Origin of the sequence: Burkholderia pseudomultivorans (assembly GCF_902499075.1) — a bacterium.
GTDB classification, from domain to species: domain Bacteria; phylum Pseudomonadota; class Gammaproteobacteria; order Burkholderiales; family Burkholderiaceae; genus Burkholderia; species Burkholderia pseudomultivorans.
In genome coordinates this window covers 154,349-171,009 of record NZ_CABVPP010000005.1, presented here as the reverse complement: position 1 = coordinate 171,009, position 16,661 = coordinate 154,349, and the positions used below count along the sequence as shown (strand labels likewise).

18 protein-coding genes, 1 pseudogene and 3 riboswitches are annotated in these 16,661 nt (G+C 64.8%); of the genes and pseudogenes, 3 read left to right on the top strand and 16 right to left on the bottom strand.

Annotation, left to right across the window (positions count from 1 at the left end; all coding sequences use genetic code 11):
* Positions 1 to 47: 47 nt before the first annotated feature.
* Positions 48 to 112, bottom strand: a riboswitch (Fluoride riboswitch).
* Positions 113 to 149: 37 nt separating this feature from the next.
* From BST28156_RS06450 to BST28156_RS06420, 7 genes and pseudogenes are all read right to left on the bottom strand, one after another.
* Entirely contained in the window at positions 150 to 704 is a 555-nt protein-coding gene (locus BST28156_RS06450; RefSeq protein WP_174901744.1) for an NUDIX hydrolase, read from the bottom strand.
* A 34-nt stretch (positions 705 to 738) separates the two neighbouring features.
* Positions 739 to 2,043, bottom strand: coding sequence for a phosphopyruvate hydratase (gene eno / locus BST28156_RS06445; RefSeq protein ID WP_174901743.1), 1,305 nt, complete (start codon positions 2,041 to 2,043; stop codon positions 739 to 741).
* Positions 2,044 to 2,085: 42 nt separating this feature from the next.
* Positions 2,086 to 2,643, bottom strand: a complete 558-nt coding sequence (gene ppa / locus BST28156_RS06440; RefSeq protein ID WP_060175025.1) for an inorganic diphosphatase — start codon at positions 2,641 to 2,643, stop codon at positions 2,086 to 2,088.
* A gap of 10 nt (positions 2,644 to 2,653) precedes the next feature.
* Positions 2,654 to 2,974: a DUF190 domain-containing protein gene (locus tag BST28156_RS06435; protein WP_060175024.1), complete on the bottom strand. Its 321-nt coding sequence runs from the start codon at positions 2,972 to 2,974 to the stop codon at positions 2,654 to 2,656.
* A gap of 206 nt (positions 2,975 to 3,180) precedes the next feature.
* Positions 3,181 to 3,246: riboswitch (Fluoride riboswitch) on the bottom strand.
* Positions 3,247 to 3,277: 31 nt separating this feature from the next.
* Positions 3,278 to 3,706, bottom strand: a complete 429-nt coding sequence (locus BST28156_RS06430) for a hypothetical protein (RefSeq protein ID WP_174901742.1) — start codon at positions 3,704 to 3,706, stop codon at positions 3,278 to 3,280.
* Between the two features lie 132 nt (positions 3,707 to 3,838).
* A complete protein-coding gene (eno, locus tag BST28156_RS06425; protein ID WP_174901741.1) occupies positions 3,839 to 5,173 on the bottom strand; it encodes a phosphopyruvate hydratase in 1,335 nt (444 codons plus the stop codon).
* Positions 5,174 to 5,379: 206 nt separating this feature from the next.
* A riboswitch (Fluoride riboswitch) is annotated at positions 5,380 to 5,448 on the bottom strand.
* A gap of 182 nt (positions 5,449 to 5,630) precedes the next feature.
* Positions 5,631 to 6,335 (bottom strand): annotated as a pseudogene (locus BST28156_RS06420) (SDR family NAD(P)-dependent oxidoreductase); the annotation flags it as partial.
* A gap of 288 nt (positions 6,336 to 6,623) precedes the next feature.
* Here BST28156_RS06420 and BST28156_RS06415 point away from each other — a divergent pair.
* A complete protein-coding gene (locus BST28156_RS06415) occupies positions 6,624 to 6,761 on the top strand; it encodes a hypothetical protein (RefSeq protein WP_009689013.1) in 138 nt (45 codons plus the stop codon).
* Positions 6,762 to 6,810: 49 nt separating this feature from the next.
* Here the strand turns inward: BST28156_RS06415 and BST28156_RS06410 are convergent, their stop codons facing one another.
* The 3 genes from BST28156_RS06410 to BST28156_RS06400 form a co-directional block, all read right to left on the bottom strand.
* Entirely contained in the window at positions 6,811 to 7,080 is a 270-nt protein-coding gene (locus BST28156_RS06410; protein ID WP_174901740.1) for a DUF2934 domain-containing protein, read from the bottom strand.
* 26 nt (positions 7,081 to 7,106) lie between these two features.
* The gene (locus BST28156_RS06405) at positions 7,107 to 7,532 is read right to left on the bottom strand and encodes a CBS domain-containing protein (protein ID WP_060240505.1); all 426 of its coding nucleotides are present in this window, start codon (positions 7,530 to 7,532) and stop codon (positions 7,107 to 7,109) included.
* Positions 7,533 to 7,603: 71 nt separating this feature from the next.
* The gene (locus BST28156_RS06400) at positions 7,604 to 8,314 is read right to left on the bottom strand and encodes an MgtC/SapB family protein (protein ID WP_174901739.1); all 711 of its coding nucleotides are present in this window, start codon (positions 8,312 to 8,314) and stop codon (positions 7,604 to 7,606) included.
* Positions 8,315 to 8,729: 415 nt separating this feature from the next.
* Here BST28156_RS06400 and hmpA point away from each other — a divergent pair, with 415 nt between their 5' ends.
* Together hmpA and BST28156_RS06390 are read left to right on the top strand one after the other, a co-directional pair.
* A complete protein-coding gene (hmpA, locus tag BST28156_RS06395; RefSeq protein WP_174901738.1) occupies positions 8,730 to 9,941 on the top strand; it encodes an NO-inducible flavohemoprotein in 1,212 nt (403 codons plus the stop codon).
* Positions 9,942 to 10,080: 139 nt separating this feature from the next.
* Complete coding sequence (locus BST28156_RS06390) at positions 10,081 to 11,019, top strand: LysR family transcriptional regulator (RefSeq protein WP_060240499.1); 939 nt, start codon at positions 10,081 to 10,083, stop codon at positions 11,017 to 11,019.
* 39 nt (positions 11,020 to 11,058) lie between these two features.
* Here the strand turns inward: BST28156_RS06390 and BST28156_RS06385 are convergent, their stop codons facing one another.
* From BST28156_RS06385 to BST28156_RS06360, 6 genes are all read right to left on the bottom strand, one after another.
* Complete coding sequence (locus BST28156_RS06385) at positions 11,059 to 12,405, bottom strand: MFS transporter (protein ID WP_174901737.1); 1,347 nt, start codon at positions 12,403 to 12,405, stop codon at positions 11,059 to 11,061.
* Positions 12,406 to 12,454: 49 nt separating this feature from the next.
* Positions 12,455 to 12,853 carry a RidA family protein gene (locus BST28156_RS06380; protein WP_174901736.1) on the bottom strand — a complete coding sequence of 133 codons (399 nt, stop codon included), beginning with the start codon at positions 12,851 to 12,853 and terminating at the stop codon, positions 12,455 to 12,457.
* 107 nt (positions 12,854 to 12,960) lie between these two features.
* Positions 12,961 to 13,737, bottom strand: coding sequence for a benzoate diol dehydrogenase BenD (gene benD / locus BST28156_RS06375; protein WP_174901735.1), 777 nt, complete (start codon positions 13,735 to 13,737; stop codon positions 12,961 to 12,963).
* Positions 13,734 to 14,762 carry a benzoate 1,2-dioxygenase electron transfer component BenC gene (gene benC, locus BST28156_RS06370; protein WP_060240487.1) on the bottom strand — a complete coding sequence of 343 codons (1,029 nt, stop codon included), beginning with the start codon at positions 14,760 to 14,762 and terminating at the stop codon, positions 13,734 to 13,736. Before benC ends, benD begins: the two co-directional genes overlap by 4 nt.
* Before the next feature lie 41 nt (positions 14,763 to 14,803).
* Positions 14,804 to 15,292 (bottom strand): benzoate 1,2-dioxygenase small subunit, encoded by a 489-nt coding sequence (gene benB / locus BST28156_RS06365; RefSeq protein ID WP_009689002.1) that lies wholly within the window; start codon positions 15,290 to 15,292, stop codon positions 14,804 to 14,806.
* The gene (locus BST28156_RS06360; RefSeq protein ID WP_174901734.1) at positions 15,289 to 16,647 is read right to left on the bottom strand and encodes a Rieske 2Fe-2S domain-containing protein; all 1,359 of its coding nucleotides are present in this window, start codon (positions 16,645 to 16,647) and stop codon (positions 15,289 to 15,291) included. The genes benB and BST28156_RS06360 overlap by 4 nt, the downstream gene beginning before the upstream one ends.
* Positions 16,648 to 16,661: the final 14 nt, after the last annotated feature.

The window sequence follows — 16,661 nt, the reverse complement described above, 5'->3', positions numbered from 1 at the left end:
ATGTAAGGCGCGCGGGATCCGTGCGCCCGCCCACAGTGCCCGTTCCCAGGCCTGTAGGCATCATTAGCCCCGAAGGGCGGTTGTCGGGAGGAATGCCATCTCCTGGGTTCAAGTCTAGGCCGGTGGCTCCTGCGTGGCAAGTCGATGCATCATTCGACGAACGACATCGACAGGCTGGTCGAATGGACCCTGAATTGGCCGGATGCGATGCAACCGGCTTCCCGATCCGCAAAGAATCGTTTCAGCGTATACGTCACTGCCGGGAAAGCAATTTCGTCCCATGGCACCTCGGATGCGGATACGATCCGCGCTTCGAGACTCTCGATACCGGGCACCAGCTGGCTCGATTGCGCAACGCCTAGATAGAACAGATATACGTGATGGACATGGACGACGTTCACGACCGAAAACAACTCACCGACCTGCACTTCCACCCCTGCTTCCTCGCGCGTCTCGCGCGCCGCGCCCTCCTCAGTCGTCTCGCCGGTCTCAAGGAAGCCGGCGGGCAGCGTCCAGTAGCCGCGCCGCGGAGCGATGGCCCGACGGCACAGGATGATGCAGTCGCCCAGTTGCGGCACGGTGCCGACGACGCTGCGTGGATTTTCGTAATGAATGAATCCGCAACCCTCGCAGACATCGCGCGCGCGACCATCGCCGTCCGGTATCCGGCGGCTCATGGGCTGCCCGCATTTCACGCAGTACATCGCATCATTTCCCCATTCCGGCACCGCCAGACGATCAGCACTGCCACTTGATCGTGCGGGAAAAGGCGTGCTTGCCCGCGAATCGCGCCTTGGATCCGAGCGCCTTCTCGATCTGCAACAGACGGTTGTATTTCGCTACGCGCTCGCCGCGCACCGGTGCGCCGGACTTGATCTGTCCGCAGCCAAGTGCCACCGCGAGATCGGCAATGCTTGTGTCGAGCGTCTCGCCCGACCGGTGCGACACCAGGCACGTATAGCCGGCGGACGAGGCCAACTTCGCAGTTGCCAGCGTCTCGCTGATCGTCCCGACCTGATTCGGCTTGATCAGGATGCTATTGCAGCATCCTTCGTCGATACCCCGCTGCAGGAACTTGACGTTGGTGACGAAGATATCGTCGCCGACGATCTGGACGTCGGCGCCCAGCTTGGCGGTCAACGATGCGAAACCCGCCCAGTCGCTGTCGGCCAGCGGGTCTTCCAGCGAGACGATCGGGTAGGCGCTCAACCAGGATTCCCAATAGGCGATCATCTCGTCGCTCGACAGGCTCAGGCCGTCGCGGGCGAGCACATAGCGGCCGTCGACGTAGAACGACGTCGCCGCCGGATCCAGCCCTATCGCGATCTGCTCGCCCGGCCGATATCCGGCGCGCTCGATCGCGGCCATGATCGCATCCATCGCGGCCGCATTGGACGGCAGGCTCGGCGCAAATCCACCCTCGTCGCCGACGTTCGTCGACGCGCTCATTTCGGAGAGCACCTCCCGCAGCGCGTGATAGGTCTCGACGCCATATCGCAGCGCCTCCCGAAACGACGGAGCCCCGAACGGCACGAGCTTGAACTCCTGGATATCGGGCCCGTCCGCCGCATGCTTTCCGCCGTTCAACACATTGAACATCGGCACCGGCAACAGGCACGCGTCCGTACCGCCTAGATACTGGAACAGCGGGACGTCCCGCGACTCAGCAGCCGCTCTCGCGCATCCAAGCGACGCACCTAATATGGCATTGGCGCCAAGGCGACTCTTGAACTCGGTCCCGTCCAGTTCGATCAGCGTGCGGTCAATGCCTTGTTGATCGAACGCGTGGTGCCCGGAGAGCGCGGACGCGATAACCGTATTAACGTGATGCACCGCACGAAGAACGCCTTTTCCGCCATACCTCTCGGAGTCGCCGTCACGCAGTTCGACCGCCTCATACTCGCCAGTCGACGCACCCGACGGCACAGCCGTCTCCCCAATACTGCCATCGGTCAACGTAACTCGGACAGCGATGGTCGGATTACCGCGTGAATCCAGGATTTCATCGGCGGCGACGGCCGCGATTCGGACAGATTCCGTCATGACGACTCCCTCGATTGATGAGCCGGTGGATGAAGGCGAACTTCACTTGCCGTTCTGGAGAGGCTCGCCATCATGACCGGCATACGCCAGAATGGCCGCTTCGATCGCGCGCTCGGCATCCTTGACGTCCCCCCATCCTTCGAACTTCACCCACTTCCCGGGTTCGAGCAGCTTGTAGTGCTCGAAAAAGAACTGAAGCTGGTTCAGCAGATACGCTCCAACATCGTCGAGGCGACGAATATGCGACGTCGCCGGGCACACACTGTCGATAGGTACCGCTATGACTTTCTCGTCGGGCCCGGCCTGGTCGGTCATGTTGAGCAGCCCAACCGGTCTGCAAGCGATCAGAGCCAGGCGTTCAAGCTCGAATGGCGCAATCACGATGATGTCGAGCGGGTCGCCGTCTCGCGCAAGCGTTTGCGGAATGAAGCCATAGTTCTGCGGATACCGAAGTCCGGCACTCATGATCCTGTCGACTCGAAGCAACCCAAGCTTCTTGTCGGCTTCATATTTCACCGGCGAGCTCTGCGCGGGAATCTCGATGATCGCATTGACTTCTTTCGGCGGTTCGGCGCCGGCCGGGATCAAATTGAAGTCCATGACATTCTCCTCACTTGTCGCCCAGCACATCGTATTCGACAGGGCACCGGGTATAGAACAAGCGAACCCCCGATCGCCGCAAGCTCTCGAGCAACGCATCGATCTTGTCGTCCTCGGCCGCGACAGTCACCGCTATCGGTTGGTCGACCAGTTCGAAGAAGCGCGCGGCGTGGTATCGACCGTGTGCATCGACGCTCTCGCTGACTTCCGTCACCGTCGCGCCGTGGATACCGGCTGTTTCGATCTCGTCAAGCAACCATTCGACGATCGTTTTGTGTTCGTACCGGTGACTCTGGTTGGCCGCATACACCGTTAGCTGACTGCCTTTCATAGATGCTCCCGTTTAGCGAGTACGACGACGGCGACAATCCGCGCAACATATCCCGGACGCGGATGGTCACCGCGACGCAAGCTGTGGCAACGCCGTTCGATCGATCTTGATGTAAGGAATGAAGCATGAAAACCGCAGATTCGAACGTATTTCAAATCCGGGCAGCAGGACGCTTGGGAGAATGAACCCACGGCTTCCCGCACCAGGAATCCGTAGGCATCATCAGCCGGAGATACCGGCGGTTTTGGAGGAATGCCATCTCCGTTCCGATCAGTCTAGCACGCACGATGTCGATTCGACCAGTCAGCCATGAGCGAGCAAGTCTCGTTGCATTTCGGCGACAAGTGCTTTGCAGTCTGCTACCAGACGGACGTAGTCGCGTCGCACCTCGCCTGCCACTACCCCATAACCGGCAAGCCGATCCGGCGTCATCTCATCCAGTGCGATATCGAAAAACTGCAGTTCCACGACCAACGCTTTCGACAGCAAGACTTCTCGCTCATGGGGGCCGAGACTCCAGCGTCTGTCGAATCTATCAAGCCGATCTCGACATCGTCGGACACCGTCGAGCGTCATTTCCAACTTCTCATGTGGAACATCTTCGCCGTAGAGCGTGTACTGCCGAGTACCGTTCGGCGTTTTGCAGAGCATAGCGATCCGCTCGAGCAGGTCATCGAGGTAAAGGACATGGGACGCGACGGCACGCGCCACACTCGCCGAAATGGAATCCATGATCGTTGCATCGTCCTATCATCAACACTGCATACCCGCAGTTAGCCGGGGTCAACATAGCGACGAATTTGCATCGGTGCTCGCCGAGTCGGCGATGACGTCGCCCCCATCGACCTCCGACCGAGTAAAAATCTAGGCAGTACCCGCTACGCCATCCTCCGCATGCCGCTCCCCGTCGCGAAGACGGGGAAATGCATCGCTACCCATGTAGCGCGCACGGGCGCCGAGTGTTCGCTCGATCTGCAGTAGACGGTTGTATTTCGCGACGCGCTCGCCACGAGCCGGTGCTCCAGCTTTGATCTGCCCACAATTCAGCGCCACCGCCAAATCGGCAATGCTCGTGTCCTCGGTTTCTCCCGAGCGATGTGATACGGGCGCTGCATAGCCGGCCATGATCGCCATTCTCGCGGTATCTAACGTCTCGGTTACCGTTCCGACCTGGTTGGGTTTGATCAACACACCATTGCAGCAATGCTCTCTCATCCCACGAACCAGAAAGGCGCGATTGCTGACGAATAGATCGTCTCCGACGATTTGGACGCGATGGCCCAATCGAGCCGTGAGGGCCTGATAGCCGTGCCAATCATCGTCCGCGAGTGGATCCTCGATCGAGACAATCGGGTAACGATCCAGCAACCGGCTGCAATAGTCGATCATTTCGGTCGCCGAGAGTACGAGACCGTCCAGCGGCAAGTAATATGCGCCATCCCGGTGAAGCGCACTGGCGGCAAAATCGAGTGCTAGGGAAATGTCGTTCCCAGGTCTGTATCCTGCCCGCTCGATAGCCATCATGATTGCGTCAAACGCGATGTCATTGGACGCAAACCGCGGCACGTATCCGCCTTCGTCACCCAGGTTTGTTGATGCATTCCAGTCGGTCAGAACCATGCGCAGTGCGTGGTAGGTCTCGACTGCTGCCCGTAGGGCTTCCTTGAATGTCGGTGCCCCGTGCGGCACGATCATGAGTTCTTGAATATCAGGCCCGCCCTGAGCGTGCATCCCACCGTTCAGGACATTCAGCATGGGTACCGGCAAGACGTGCGCACTCTCGCCTCCGAGGTAGCGAAAGAGCGGCAGGCCGCATGACTGCGCCGCCACTCTGGCGCATGCGATCGATACCCCGAGCAATGCATTTGCTCCGAGGTTGGATTTGAACTCCGTTCCGTCCAGACCTGTCAGCATGGCGTCGATGCGCCATTGATCGTCGGCGACTATCCCGCGCAATATTTTGGCAATCGGCCCGCAGATTTTGCCAACCACCCGTTGCACGCCTTTTCCGCTGTATCGCGATGTTTCGCCATCACGAAGCTCCCGCGCCTCGGACTGCCCCGTCGACGCACCGGAAGGAACGGTAGCGCTGGCGCGAGATCCGTCACTCAGAATCACGGTTGCCTCGACAGTGGGGTTGCCGCGCGAATCCAGGACTTCGTCGGCCGTCACATGAGCGATAGAGACTTGGGCTTCCATATGAGAGGTGCTCCGTCTGCCGGATCAACGGATACATAGCAATTATCGGCCGTACGAGCGTACAGTCGCGACGCCTGCATTTCGGCAGGTAGTCGGCAACGCACGTAGACGTCGATCTTAAAAGCGGATGTCATGACCCAGATCCGGAAAAGCTTCAAACCTGGGGAGCAGAACGCTCGAAGGAGCCTACGACGCCCTGAACCCAGGATCACGTAGGCATCATTAGCCGGCTTGGGCGGCGGTTTGGTGGGAGGAATGCCATCTCCTTGTGGGAGAGTCTAGCATGTAATCCTGCGTTCGACGGACGTCATCCGCTATCCGGCTCGCAGTCAAAGCAAGTCCCGGCTAATGCACATGAGTTGCCAGATCCTCTGGCATAGCTGGCGCAAACCACCTACGCCGCGCGGAGTACTCCCACGGTTCAATCTCAACCGCGTTTCCGCGCTCAGCGACGGTGGCTCGCCGACGGCTCGTACGCATTGACCGAAGTCGTGTTGACGACGGCCGAACCGGGCGGCAGGTGCGGAATGGCAGCCCGCGTGATCCAGAACATCGCGTACAGGTTGGTGCGCAGCGTCCAGTCGAACTGCTCCGTGCTGATGTCGAGGATCGAGTCGTGACTCTGCTGGCGGCCCGCGTTGTTCACGAGAATGTCGAGCCCGCCGAGCCCGGCGACAGCACGCTCGACCAGCCCGTTGCACGCGCCTTCGCTGCGAATGTCGACGGCCAGCGGCACGGCCTTGCGCCCCGCGCTGCGAATCATTTCCACGACTTCGCGCGCATCGGGTTCCTCGTCGGGCAGATAGACGATCGCGACGTCCGCGCCTTCCCTCGCAAACGCGATCGCCACCGCGCGGCCGATGCCCGAGTCGCCGCCCGTGATCAGCGCCTTGCGGCCGTCGAGCCGCCCGCTGCCGCGATAGCTGCGCTCGCCGTGATCGGGACGCGGCGTCATGCGGCCCGCGAGACCCGGCCATGGCTGCTGCTGCTGCGGAAACGGCGCATGCGGATAGAGCGGGCGCGGATCGCGCGGCGCCGTGTCGCCCGCGTCGGGCGGGCCGCCTGTCTGCGCGATCGTCGGCAGCGCGACGCTGGCGACCAGTCCGGCCGTCGTGCCTTGCATCCACTTGCGACGGGATTCGGAAACTTCGTCTGACGACATGATGGACTCCGGTACGTGTACGGGGGAATGAAAACGGGACGCGACGATGCGGCCGACGATCCCGCCGCAGCAAGCGATATGCCGCCGTCGGGATGCTCCGCCGGAACGCCGGCCGACGCATCCGCTCCACAAATTACAAGCGGCGCGTCATCCGGCACACCCGCGTCCATGCGCGTCGCAACGCCGCCGGGCGCGCCGCGCGTGGAGCGCGGAGCGCGGCACGCGCAATGCTCGACAACTGCATGCCGGCTGCGCGCCGGCGCCCTTTCGACACCGAGGAGGACGATCATGAGCGCGACTCACCCGACACCGAACGACGACGACACGACCGCCACGCCGGACCTGCCGTCGCCGGAACGCGACGACACGCGTCACGACGAGTTGCCCGACCTGCCGGATCCCGTCGAGGTGGGCGAGGACGGTTAGCCGGTCGCGCACGCGCGCATCCGTTTACCGGCTCGTCACTCGCCGCGGTTCACCGCGTGCGCCGCTTCTCGCGCGCAGCCTCGCTGGCCGGCACGGCATCGATGTCCTGCAGCGGCTCGCCCGGGATGCGGCGCTTCGCGGACTGATCGGAGGGCACTTCCGCCGCCGGTTCGGCGAGGGCGTCCGCGCCGTCGCCCTGCGCATCGAGCTGCCGTTCGGCGCGCGGCCAGTATTCGTCGGCCCTGCCGTCCGGCTCGCCGTCCGCCTGCCACAGCCGGTACGCACGCTCGCGGATCTGCGTTTCCCTGTCTTCGTTCATGGGGTTCTCCTTGTTTGCCATAACGATCAGCGATCCGGTCGCGACGGCGCGGACACCGCGCCGAGCGTCGACGACATCCCGCCGTCCGCGGCAGTGGCGAGGTCGCCCAGCGCGACGATGCCGACCAGCCGCTTCTGCCGGTCGACCACCGGGACGCGGCGAATCTGCGCGTCCTCCATCTTCTTTTGTACCGCCGAAATGTCGTCGTCCTCGTAGCACCAGTTCGCGGGTCCGCTGACGACGCCCTCGATCGCCTCGTCGGGCGGCACGCCCATCGACACCGCGCGCACGACGATGTCCCGGTCCGTCAGCATGCCGATCAGCCGCGTGCCGTCGCATACGGGCAGCGCACCGACGTTCAGCTCGCTCATCAGCCTGGCCGCCTCGCGCAGGCTCTGCGTCGGGCCGATGGTCGCGGCATCGCGCGTCATCACTTCCGATACACATGTCATGTTTCGCTCCTTGGTCAGCCGCCCATCGCGGCCTGCTGCACGAGCATCGCGCGTTCCGGCCGCCGCGCGGGTCAGTTCTCCTCGGAGCAGCGGACCGATGTCAGGCCGGCCGATTCGACGACCCGCATCAACTGCTTCAGCTTCGCGTCGGTGCGGGCCGCTTCGCGCCACTGCACGAGCAGTTCTTCCTCGCGCACCGCGCGTGCGGCCGTTTCGCAAAAGCCCCGCGTCCGGCACGTAAAACCCGCGTCGCGCAGCTTCGCGGCCAGTTGTTCGCGCGCCGCCGAGCCGAGCGGAAACTCGACCGTGACGAGCGCCGTCCTGACGCGCCGCAGGCGCTGCTCGATCCATCGCAGCGGCCAGACGACCAGCAGCGCGAGCACCAGCCCGAGCGCGCCGAGCCACAACTGGCCGCCGCCGATGCACAGTCCGATCACCGTCACGAACCACAGCGTCGCGGCCGTCGTGACGCCGGACACCAGGCCGTCGCGATGCAGGATCGCGCCGCCGCCGATGAAGCCCATCCCGGTCAGGATGCCGAGCGGCAGACGCATCAGGTCGAGCACCGAGAACGCGCCCTCCGGCTTGCCCGCCTGCAGCAGCAGCGCATTGACCTGGAGCATCGACAGGCACGCGGCGAGACAGACGAGGATCGTCGTGCGCAGTCCGGCCGTCTTGCCGGACTCGCTGCGATCGAGGCCGACCAACCCGCCCGCGACGAGCGCCAGCACGATCCTGGCGAAAACATCGTGCCACTGCAGGACGACCGGCATCAGTTCCATACGCGCCTCCCGTGCAAATCGTCGTCTGTCGGGGCGCGAGCGCCGCCCGACGACGCTTGCCCGACGCAAGGATCGGGCCTGCTGTTCTTGTACGGCGACGCGGGCGCGCGCATCGTGTAGCGGCTCGGGCGGAATTGTAGAAAGGGGGCGTTCCGAGATGCGCGCGCATGCGTCGGCGGCGTTCCGGCGTGCGCGCCGACAGTACGGGCGAATGGGGCCGGATACCGGCGCCGGGTATGGCCGATGCGCGGCGAGCGGTCGCTCGGCCGATACCCGACCACGCCATCCGACGACCATTCCGGGACGCCAGCCGGAATGCCGTGCCCGGCGCCAGCCGATCGTCATGCCGACGCCGCCGCGACGACAAGCCCGCGCTCGTCCCGCTCGATACGCCCCCTTACGAAGGAGTTCGACCATGCTCACGCAAAGAACGAAAGACATCGTCAAGGCCACGGCCCCCGTCCTCGCGCAACACGGTTACGACATCATCAAATGCTTCTACGCGCGCCTGTTCGCCGCGCATCCGGAACTGAAGAACGTGTTCAACATCGCGCATCAGGAACAGGGACAACAGCAGCAGGCGCTCGCGCGCGCCGTCTACGCGTATGCGGAAAACATCGAGGATCCGGGCAGTCTCGCGGCCGTGCTGAAGAACATCGCGAACAAGCACGCGAGCCTCGGCGTGCGTCCCGAGCACTATCCGATCGTCGGCGAACACCTGCTCGCCGCGATCAAGGAGACGCTCGGCGACGCAGCCAGCGACGACATCATCTCCGCGTGGGCGCAGGCCTACGGCAATCTCGCCGACGTGCTGATGGGCATGGAAAGCGGGCTGTACGAACGCTCGTCCGCGCAGCTCGGCGGCTGGACCGGCTGGCGCACCTTCGTCGTGCGCGAGAAGCGGCCCGAAAGCAGCGTGATCACGTCGTTCGTCCTGGCGCCGGCCGACGGCCAGCCGGTCGCGAATTTCGAACCGGGCCAGTACATCGGCGTCGCGGTTGACGTGCCGCAGCTCGGCCTGCAGCAGATTCGCCAGTACAGCTTGTCGGACATGCCGAACGGACACACGTACCGGATCTCGGTGAAGCGCGAAAGCGGCGGCGCCTATCCGCCCGGCTATGTGTCGTGCCTGCTGCACGACCACGTGAACGTCGGCGACGAGATCAAGGTGGCCGCGCCGTACGGCAGCTTCCATATCGACGTCGACGCGACAACGCCGATCGTGCTGATCAGCGGCGGCGTCGGGCTGACGCCGATGATCAGCATGCTCAAGCGCGCGATCCAGGATCCGCAGCGGCAGGTGGTGTTCGTGCACGGCGCGCGCAACAGCGGCGTGCATGCAATGCGCGACCGGCTGCGCGAGACCGCGAACACCTATGCGAATTTCAGTCTCGTCGTGTTCTACGACGATCCGCTGCCGAAGGATATCGAAGGCACGGATTACGACCTGAAGGGCCTGGTCGACGTGAACGCGATCAAGGGCGCGATTCTGTTGCCCGACGCCGATTACTACATCTGCGGCCCGGTGCCGTTCATGCGGATGCAGCACGATGCGCTGAAGCACCTCGGGATTCACGAAGCGCGGATTCACTACGAAGTGTTCGGGCCGGACCTGTTCGCGGAATGAGCGTGCGCCGCCGCGACGATCGCGCTCGCACATCGACGTCAGCCGCCGCAAAAGCTTCGCAGTACAGTAAAATACGCGCTCACTCGACGCATCGCCCCACAGCGGCTTCGCTGCAGCCCACTCTTCGACGGCAGGAAACATGGAGTTACGCCATCTGCGCTATTTCGTGGCTGTCGCCGAGGAGCGCAGCTTCACCCGCGCCGCGCAGCGGCTGCATATCGCGCAACCGCCGCTGAGCCGCCAGATCCAGCAGCTCGAGCAGATGCTCGACGTCCAGCTGTTCGAACGCAACTCGCGCCCGCTGAAGCTCACCGAAACCGGGCGCTTCTTCTATCAGCATGCGGCGCAGCTGCTCGCGCAGACGGCCGAGCTCGAATCGATGACGCGCCGCGTCGGCAAGATCGAACGCAGCCTGTCGGTCGGCTTCGTCGGCTCGACGCTGTACGGGATGCTGCCGAAGATCATTCGCCGGTATCGCCAGAAGTATGCGGAAGTCGAGCTGAGCCTGCACGAGATGTCGACGATGGATCAGATCAAGGCGCTGAAGGAAGGTCGCATCGACGTCGGCTTCGGCCGCATCCGTCTCGAAGACCCGAGCATTCGGCGCGTGGTGTTGCGCGAGGAGCAGCTGATCGCCGCGCTGCCGCTTGGCCATCCGCTGTGCGCGGCGAAAGCGGTCGTGTCGCTGCACGACCTGCTGAAGGAAACGCTGATCATCTTCCCGAAGGCGCCGCGCCCGAGCTATGCGGACCAGGTGCTGGCCGCCTTTCACGATCGTTCGCTGAAGCCGGCGCGCGTGCTGGAAACGCGCGAGCTGCAGATCGCGCTCGGCCTCGTCGCAGCGGGCGAAGGCGTGTCGATCGTGCCGAAGAGCGTGTACGGGCTGAAGCGCGACGACATCGAGTACAAGGATCTCGACGATGCGAAGCTCGTGTCGCCGATCATCATGAGCATGCGCATGCTCGACCAGTCCGAAGACCTCGAGCGCATGCTGCAACTCATCTACGACCTGTACGTGGAGCACGGCATGGAGTACCTGCCGCCGTCCGAGCCCGATAGCCAGGCCGCGAAGGACTGAGCCGACCGCCACCGGCGAGTCGGCCCAAGATGCATCGACTCAGCGATGCGCTGCCGCCACTTCCGGCCCGGCGGCGCGATGCGCGCGCAGGCTGAATGCCGCGAGCGCGGCGCCGGCCAGCGGCACCGCCAGCGCGATGAAGAAACCCGACGGCCCGCCCCACGCGAGGAACGTCCCGCCGATCGCCGACCCGGCGATCGCGCCCGCGCGCCCCATGCCGATCGCCCAGCCGGTCGCGGTCGCGCGCAACGCGGTCGGATACGCGCCGACGACCAGATAATTCAGCGCGATCTGCTGCCCGCCGATGCCGAAACCGGCCGCGCCGACCAGCACGAACGCGAGCGTCCAGTTCGTGCCGGCCTGGCCGAGGCCCACCGCAATCACAATGCCGAACGCAAACATCGCGCACAGCAGGTTCCGCGTATTCACGCGCGGCAGCACGATCGACAACGGGATTGCGCATACGATGAAGACGGCGTTGACGATCACGGTGCCGACCGGCGCCTGCTGCGCGGTCAGCCCGGCGGCCTTCAGCACGGTCGGCAGCCACGACAGCAGCATGAACCACGCAATCCAGTTGAGCAGGTAGATCGCCCAGATGCCGAGCGTCCTGCCCGCGTAGCCGTCGCGGAACAACGCGCCGACGCTCGCCTTCGCGCTCGCTTCGTCGGGCACGGTGAACAGCACATCGGCCGGCAACGGCTGCGGAACGATCCTCGACAGCGTCGCGCGCACGCGTTGCTGCGCACGCGCATCGCCGCGCGACGCCTGGTAGAACAGCGATTCCGGCAGCAGCAGCGCGACGACGGCAAGCACGACGAGCGGCACGCCGCCGCCCACCACGAAGATGCCCTGCCAGCCGAGCGCCGGCAGCATGCGTGCGGCGAGCAGGCCGCCCAGCATCGCACCGGCCGGCAGGCCGAGCAGCACGCCGGTCATCACCGCGCCGCGCAGGCGCGCCGGGCAGTATTCGGCGGCGAGCGCGAGCAGCACCGGCGTGCATCCGCCCATGCCGAGCCCGGCGACGAAGCGCAGCGCGAGAATCTGCGCCGGGTCGCTCGCCCACGACGTCGCGAGCGTCGCCGTGCCGAACAGCGCGAGGCCGATCATGATCGCGGGCCGTCGCCCGATGCGGTCGCCGACGAGACCGAGCGTCATCGCGCCGATCGTCATGCCGACGATTCCCGCGGTCAGGATCGGCGCCAGCGCACCGGCCGGCAGCCTGAACCACGCAAGAATTGCCGGGCCGGTGAAGGCGATGGCCTGCGTGTCGAAGCCATCGAGCAGCGCGATCAGCACGCACAGTGCAAGCACGCGGAACTGGAAGGCGCCCAGCAGCGCGTCGTCGATCAACGCCGGAATCGAGCGAGTGGAAGCAAGGGTCATCGGAGCGAGTCTCCAGGTCGAAACCGCAGTGCCGTTCGGAACGCGGCGGTCACGCGCGCCGCACCGCGACCGCCTTGATCTCGACGATATAGCCGGGTGCGCCGCCGAGCATGTGCGCGCCGACCGCCGTCCAGGCCGGCTTCGGATCCGTGTCGAAATAGCGGTCGCGCACCTGCATGAACAGCGGCAGGTCGCGCATGTCGGTGTGAAAGCTCGTCAGGTCGACGACGTCCGCGAGCGATGCGCCGGCCGCCTCCAGCACGTAGCGGAGGTTGTCGAACGCCTGCGCGATCTGCGCTTCGCGGCCCTCGACCAGTTGCATCGACAGGTTGCGGCCGATCTGGCCGGACACGTAGATCGTGTCGCCGACGCTGATCGCGGGCGCATACCCGATCTTCTCGTACACCGCTTCCATTCCCGGCGGGACGATGGCCTTGCGTTCATGCATGCGTGTCTCCTGGTCCGGCGTCGGGCGCCGATAGATTGTCCTGCCTCGGAACGACAGACGACGGACGAAGGCGGCGCGGCGGCCGCCCGCGTGCGCCGCCCGCGCCGTCAGCCGTTGTCGCCGCCCGCGACCGGCAGCACCGCGCCGGTGATGTAGCTCGCATCGTCCGACGCGAGGAACACGATCGGCGCGACCTGCTCGTCGAGCGTGCCGTAGCGCTTGAAGAAGGTCGATTCGGTGACCTGCCGCACCGCCTCGTTCATCCACGCCTTTTCCTGCTCGCTGTCGCCGGCCGCATTGCGCGGCACGCGTCGCGGCGGCGCGCTGGTGCCGCCCGGCGCGGCCGCGACCACGCGGATGTTGTGCTCGCCGTACTCCATCGCGAGCGCCTGCGTGAGCGCGTTGACGCCGCCCTTGGCCGCCGAATACGGCACGCGGCGAATGCCGCGCGTCGCGTTCGACGATACGTTGACGATGGTGCCGCCGCCGCGCGCGAGCAGATGCGGCAGCACCGCATGGCACGCGTACAGCGTCGGCATCAGCGAGCGGCGGATCTCCGCATCGATCTGCGCCGGCTCGAACTCGGCGAACGGCCGCATCCGGATCGCGCCGCCGACGCCGTTGATCAGCACGTCGATGCCGCCGAACCTGCGCGCGGCGAACGCCATCGCCGCGTGCGCGCCTTCGTAGGTTTCGAGGTCGGCGACGAAGCCGGCCGCCTGCTCGCTGCCCGCCTCGGCCGCCACCTCGCCGACGAACTCGGCGCGGTCGACGAACAGCACCTTGCCGCCTTCGGCGGCGATGCGCAGCGCCACGCCGCGGCCGATGCCCTGTGCCGCGCCGGTGACGACCACGACCTTGTCCGAGAATCGCGGTTTCATCATGCCGCCTTCAGCGTCGCGTTGGGCGTGAACTTCTCGTAATGGAAGCTGTTGGGCTTCACGCCGGTATCGTCGAAATGCTTGCGTACCGCGTCGACCATCGCCGGCGGCCCGCACAGATAGACATCGACGTCGCCGTCGTTCAGCGCGTCGGCCGGGATATGCTGCGTGACCCAGCCCTTGCGCGGATGGCTCGACGCATCCTCGGCCACCACCGTCGCGTAGCTGAAGTTCGGCAGCTTCGCGACGAACGCTTCGATCGCATCGACCTGCACCAGGTCGAGGTCGCGCGTCACGCCGTAGATCAGATGGATCTTCTGCTGCGAACCGGCGCGCGCGAGCACTTCAAGCATCGACAGGAACGGCGCGAGCCCCGTACCGCCCGCGAGGAACAGCAGCGGCCGCTGCACGTCGCGCAGGTAGAAGCTGCCGAGCGGGCCGTGCAGGTCGAGCGTGTCGCCCGGCTTCGCGGATTCGAGCCAGGTGCTCATCACGCCGCCCGGAATCTTCTTGATCAGGAAGCTCAGCTTCGCCTCGCCCGGCGCCGACGAGAACGAATACGAGCGGTGCTGGCCGCTGCCGGGCACGTCGATGTTCACGTACTGGCCCGGCAGGAACACGGGCGCGGCGGCGGAAGCGTCCACGTCGAGTTCGAGCACGATCGCCGCGTCGTTGTGCGGCTCGACTTTCGTCACGGTCGCCGCGAACTGGCTGTTGCCGGTCTTGCATGCGGTGGACGAGGTCGGCACCGCGATCACGCAGTCGCTGTGCGGCACCATCTGGCAGGTCAGCACGAGGCCGCCGTCCTTCTCGTCCTCGCTCAGCGCATCGTCGATGTAGTCGTCGCCGAGATCGTAACTGCCGCTTTCGGCGCGGCACTTGCAGGTGCCGCACACGCCGTCGGAACAGTCCATCGGCAGGTTGATGCGGGCCCGGAACGCCGCGTCGAGCACCTTCTCGCCGGCCTTGCAGTCGATGAAGCGGGTCACCCCGTCCTCGAAGTTCAGTGCAATCTTGTAGCTGGACATGGCAATCGCCTCCACTTCCTTTTCAATTCCGGACGCTCGACTCAGACGTGATAGACGTCGAGCACCTGCCGGATGTAGTCGTTCTTCAGCACGATCTTCTTGTACGAGATCAGCAGCTCGTCGCCGACCTTGCGCAACGTGACGAACATCGTGCCGAAGAAGTGATCCGTCACGCGGTAACGATGGTTGAGCGTGTCGAAGTTGTAGCGCACGTCCACCTCGTCGTCGCGCTCGGCCAGCACTTCCACGTTCGTCACGTTGTGGCTCGTGCGCGGCTCGGGCGTCGATGCGCCGCTGCGCTCGGTCTTGATCCGGAACACGCGATCCTCGAGACCGCCGCGGTCGGGGTAGTACATCAGCGAGATCTGGCTCTCGTGATCGTCGGTCAGACGGTCGTCGTCGTCCCAGGCCGGCATCCAGTAGGTGACGTCTTCCGTGTAGCAGGTCAGCCATTCGTCCCACTGGCGATCGTCGAGCAGGCGCGCTTCGCGGTACAGCGCCGCGCAGATGGTGCGGTAATCGAAGCTCATGACAACGCCTCCTCGCGTTCCTTCTCCAGCGCGCCGCGCATCACGCGCACCCAGTATTCGTGCTGGCACACGAACAGCCCTTCGTCTTCGCTGCGCTCGCCCGAAATGAGCGGCTTCAGCCCCATCTTCCTCGCGTTCTCGTCCGCGCCGTGTACCCACAGCGGCGCGCCGCGCGACAGGTCGTTCCACATCGCCGTAGTGCCCGCATAGCCGGACTGGCACGCGCGGAATTCTTCGAGGTCGTCCGCGGTGCCCATGCCCGACACGTTGAAGAAATCCTCGTACTGGCGAATCCGCAGCGCGCGATCCTCGGCGCTTTCGCCCTTCGGCGCGAAGCAGAAGATCGTGACCTCGGTCTTGTCGACGCCGAGCGGCCGCACCACGCGAATCTGCGTGCTGAACTGGTCCATCAGGAACACGTTCGGATACACGCACAGGTTGCGCGTCTGGTTCACGATGAAGTCCGCGCCGACTTCGCCGACGCGCGCCTTGATCTCGTCGCGATGCCGATAGACCGGACGCACTTCCGGGTTCATCGTCTTGGTCCACAGCAGGATGTGGCCGTGCTCGAAACCGTACACGCCCGCGACCGAGCGGCTCCAGCTGTTCGCGTCCACCGCCTTGGTGCCGTCTTCCTTGCGGCGGCCCATCGTCGCCGCGTAGTTCCAGTGCACGGTGCTGACGTGATAGCCGTCGCAGCCGTTTTCCATCTGCATCTTCCAGTTGCCCTCGTAGATGTACGAGGAATTGCCGCGCAGCACTTCGAGGCCGTCCGGCGCCTGGTCGACGATCTGGTCGATGATCACGCGCGCCTCGCCGAGGTAGTCCTCGAGCGGCAGCACGTCGGCGCTGAGGCTGCCGAACAGGAAGCCGCGATAGTTCTCGAAGCGCGCGACCTTCTTCAGGTCGTGCGAGCCGTTGGTGTTGAACTGCACCGGATACTCGGTGGTCTTCTCGTCCTTCACCTTCAGCAGCTTGCCGCTGTTCGAGAAGGTCCAGCCGTGGAACGGGCACGTGAAGCTGCCCTTGTTGCCGTGCTTGCGGCGGCACAGCATCGCGCCCTTGTGCGCGCACGCATTGATCACCGCGTGCAGTTCGCCGGTCTTGTCGCGCGTGATGACGATCGGCTGCCGGCCGATCCACGTCGTGTAGTAGTCGTTGTTGTTCGGAATCTGGCTCTCGTGCGCCAGATACACCCAGTTGCTCTCGAAGATGTGCTTCATCTCGAGGTCGAACAGGTCCTGGTTCGTGAAGATGTCGCGGCGGCAGCGGAACACGCCGTTTTCCTTGTCATCCTGCACGGCGGTGGACAGCAGGTGCTCGAGTTCGTTGGCTTTGTCGATAGTGGCAGACATGACTCCTCCTCCCA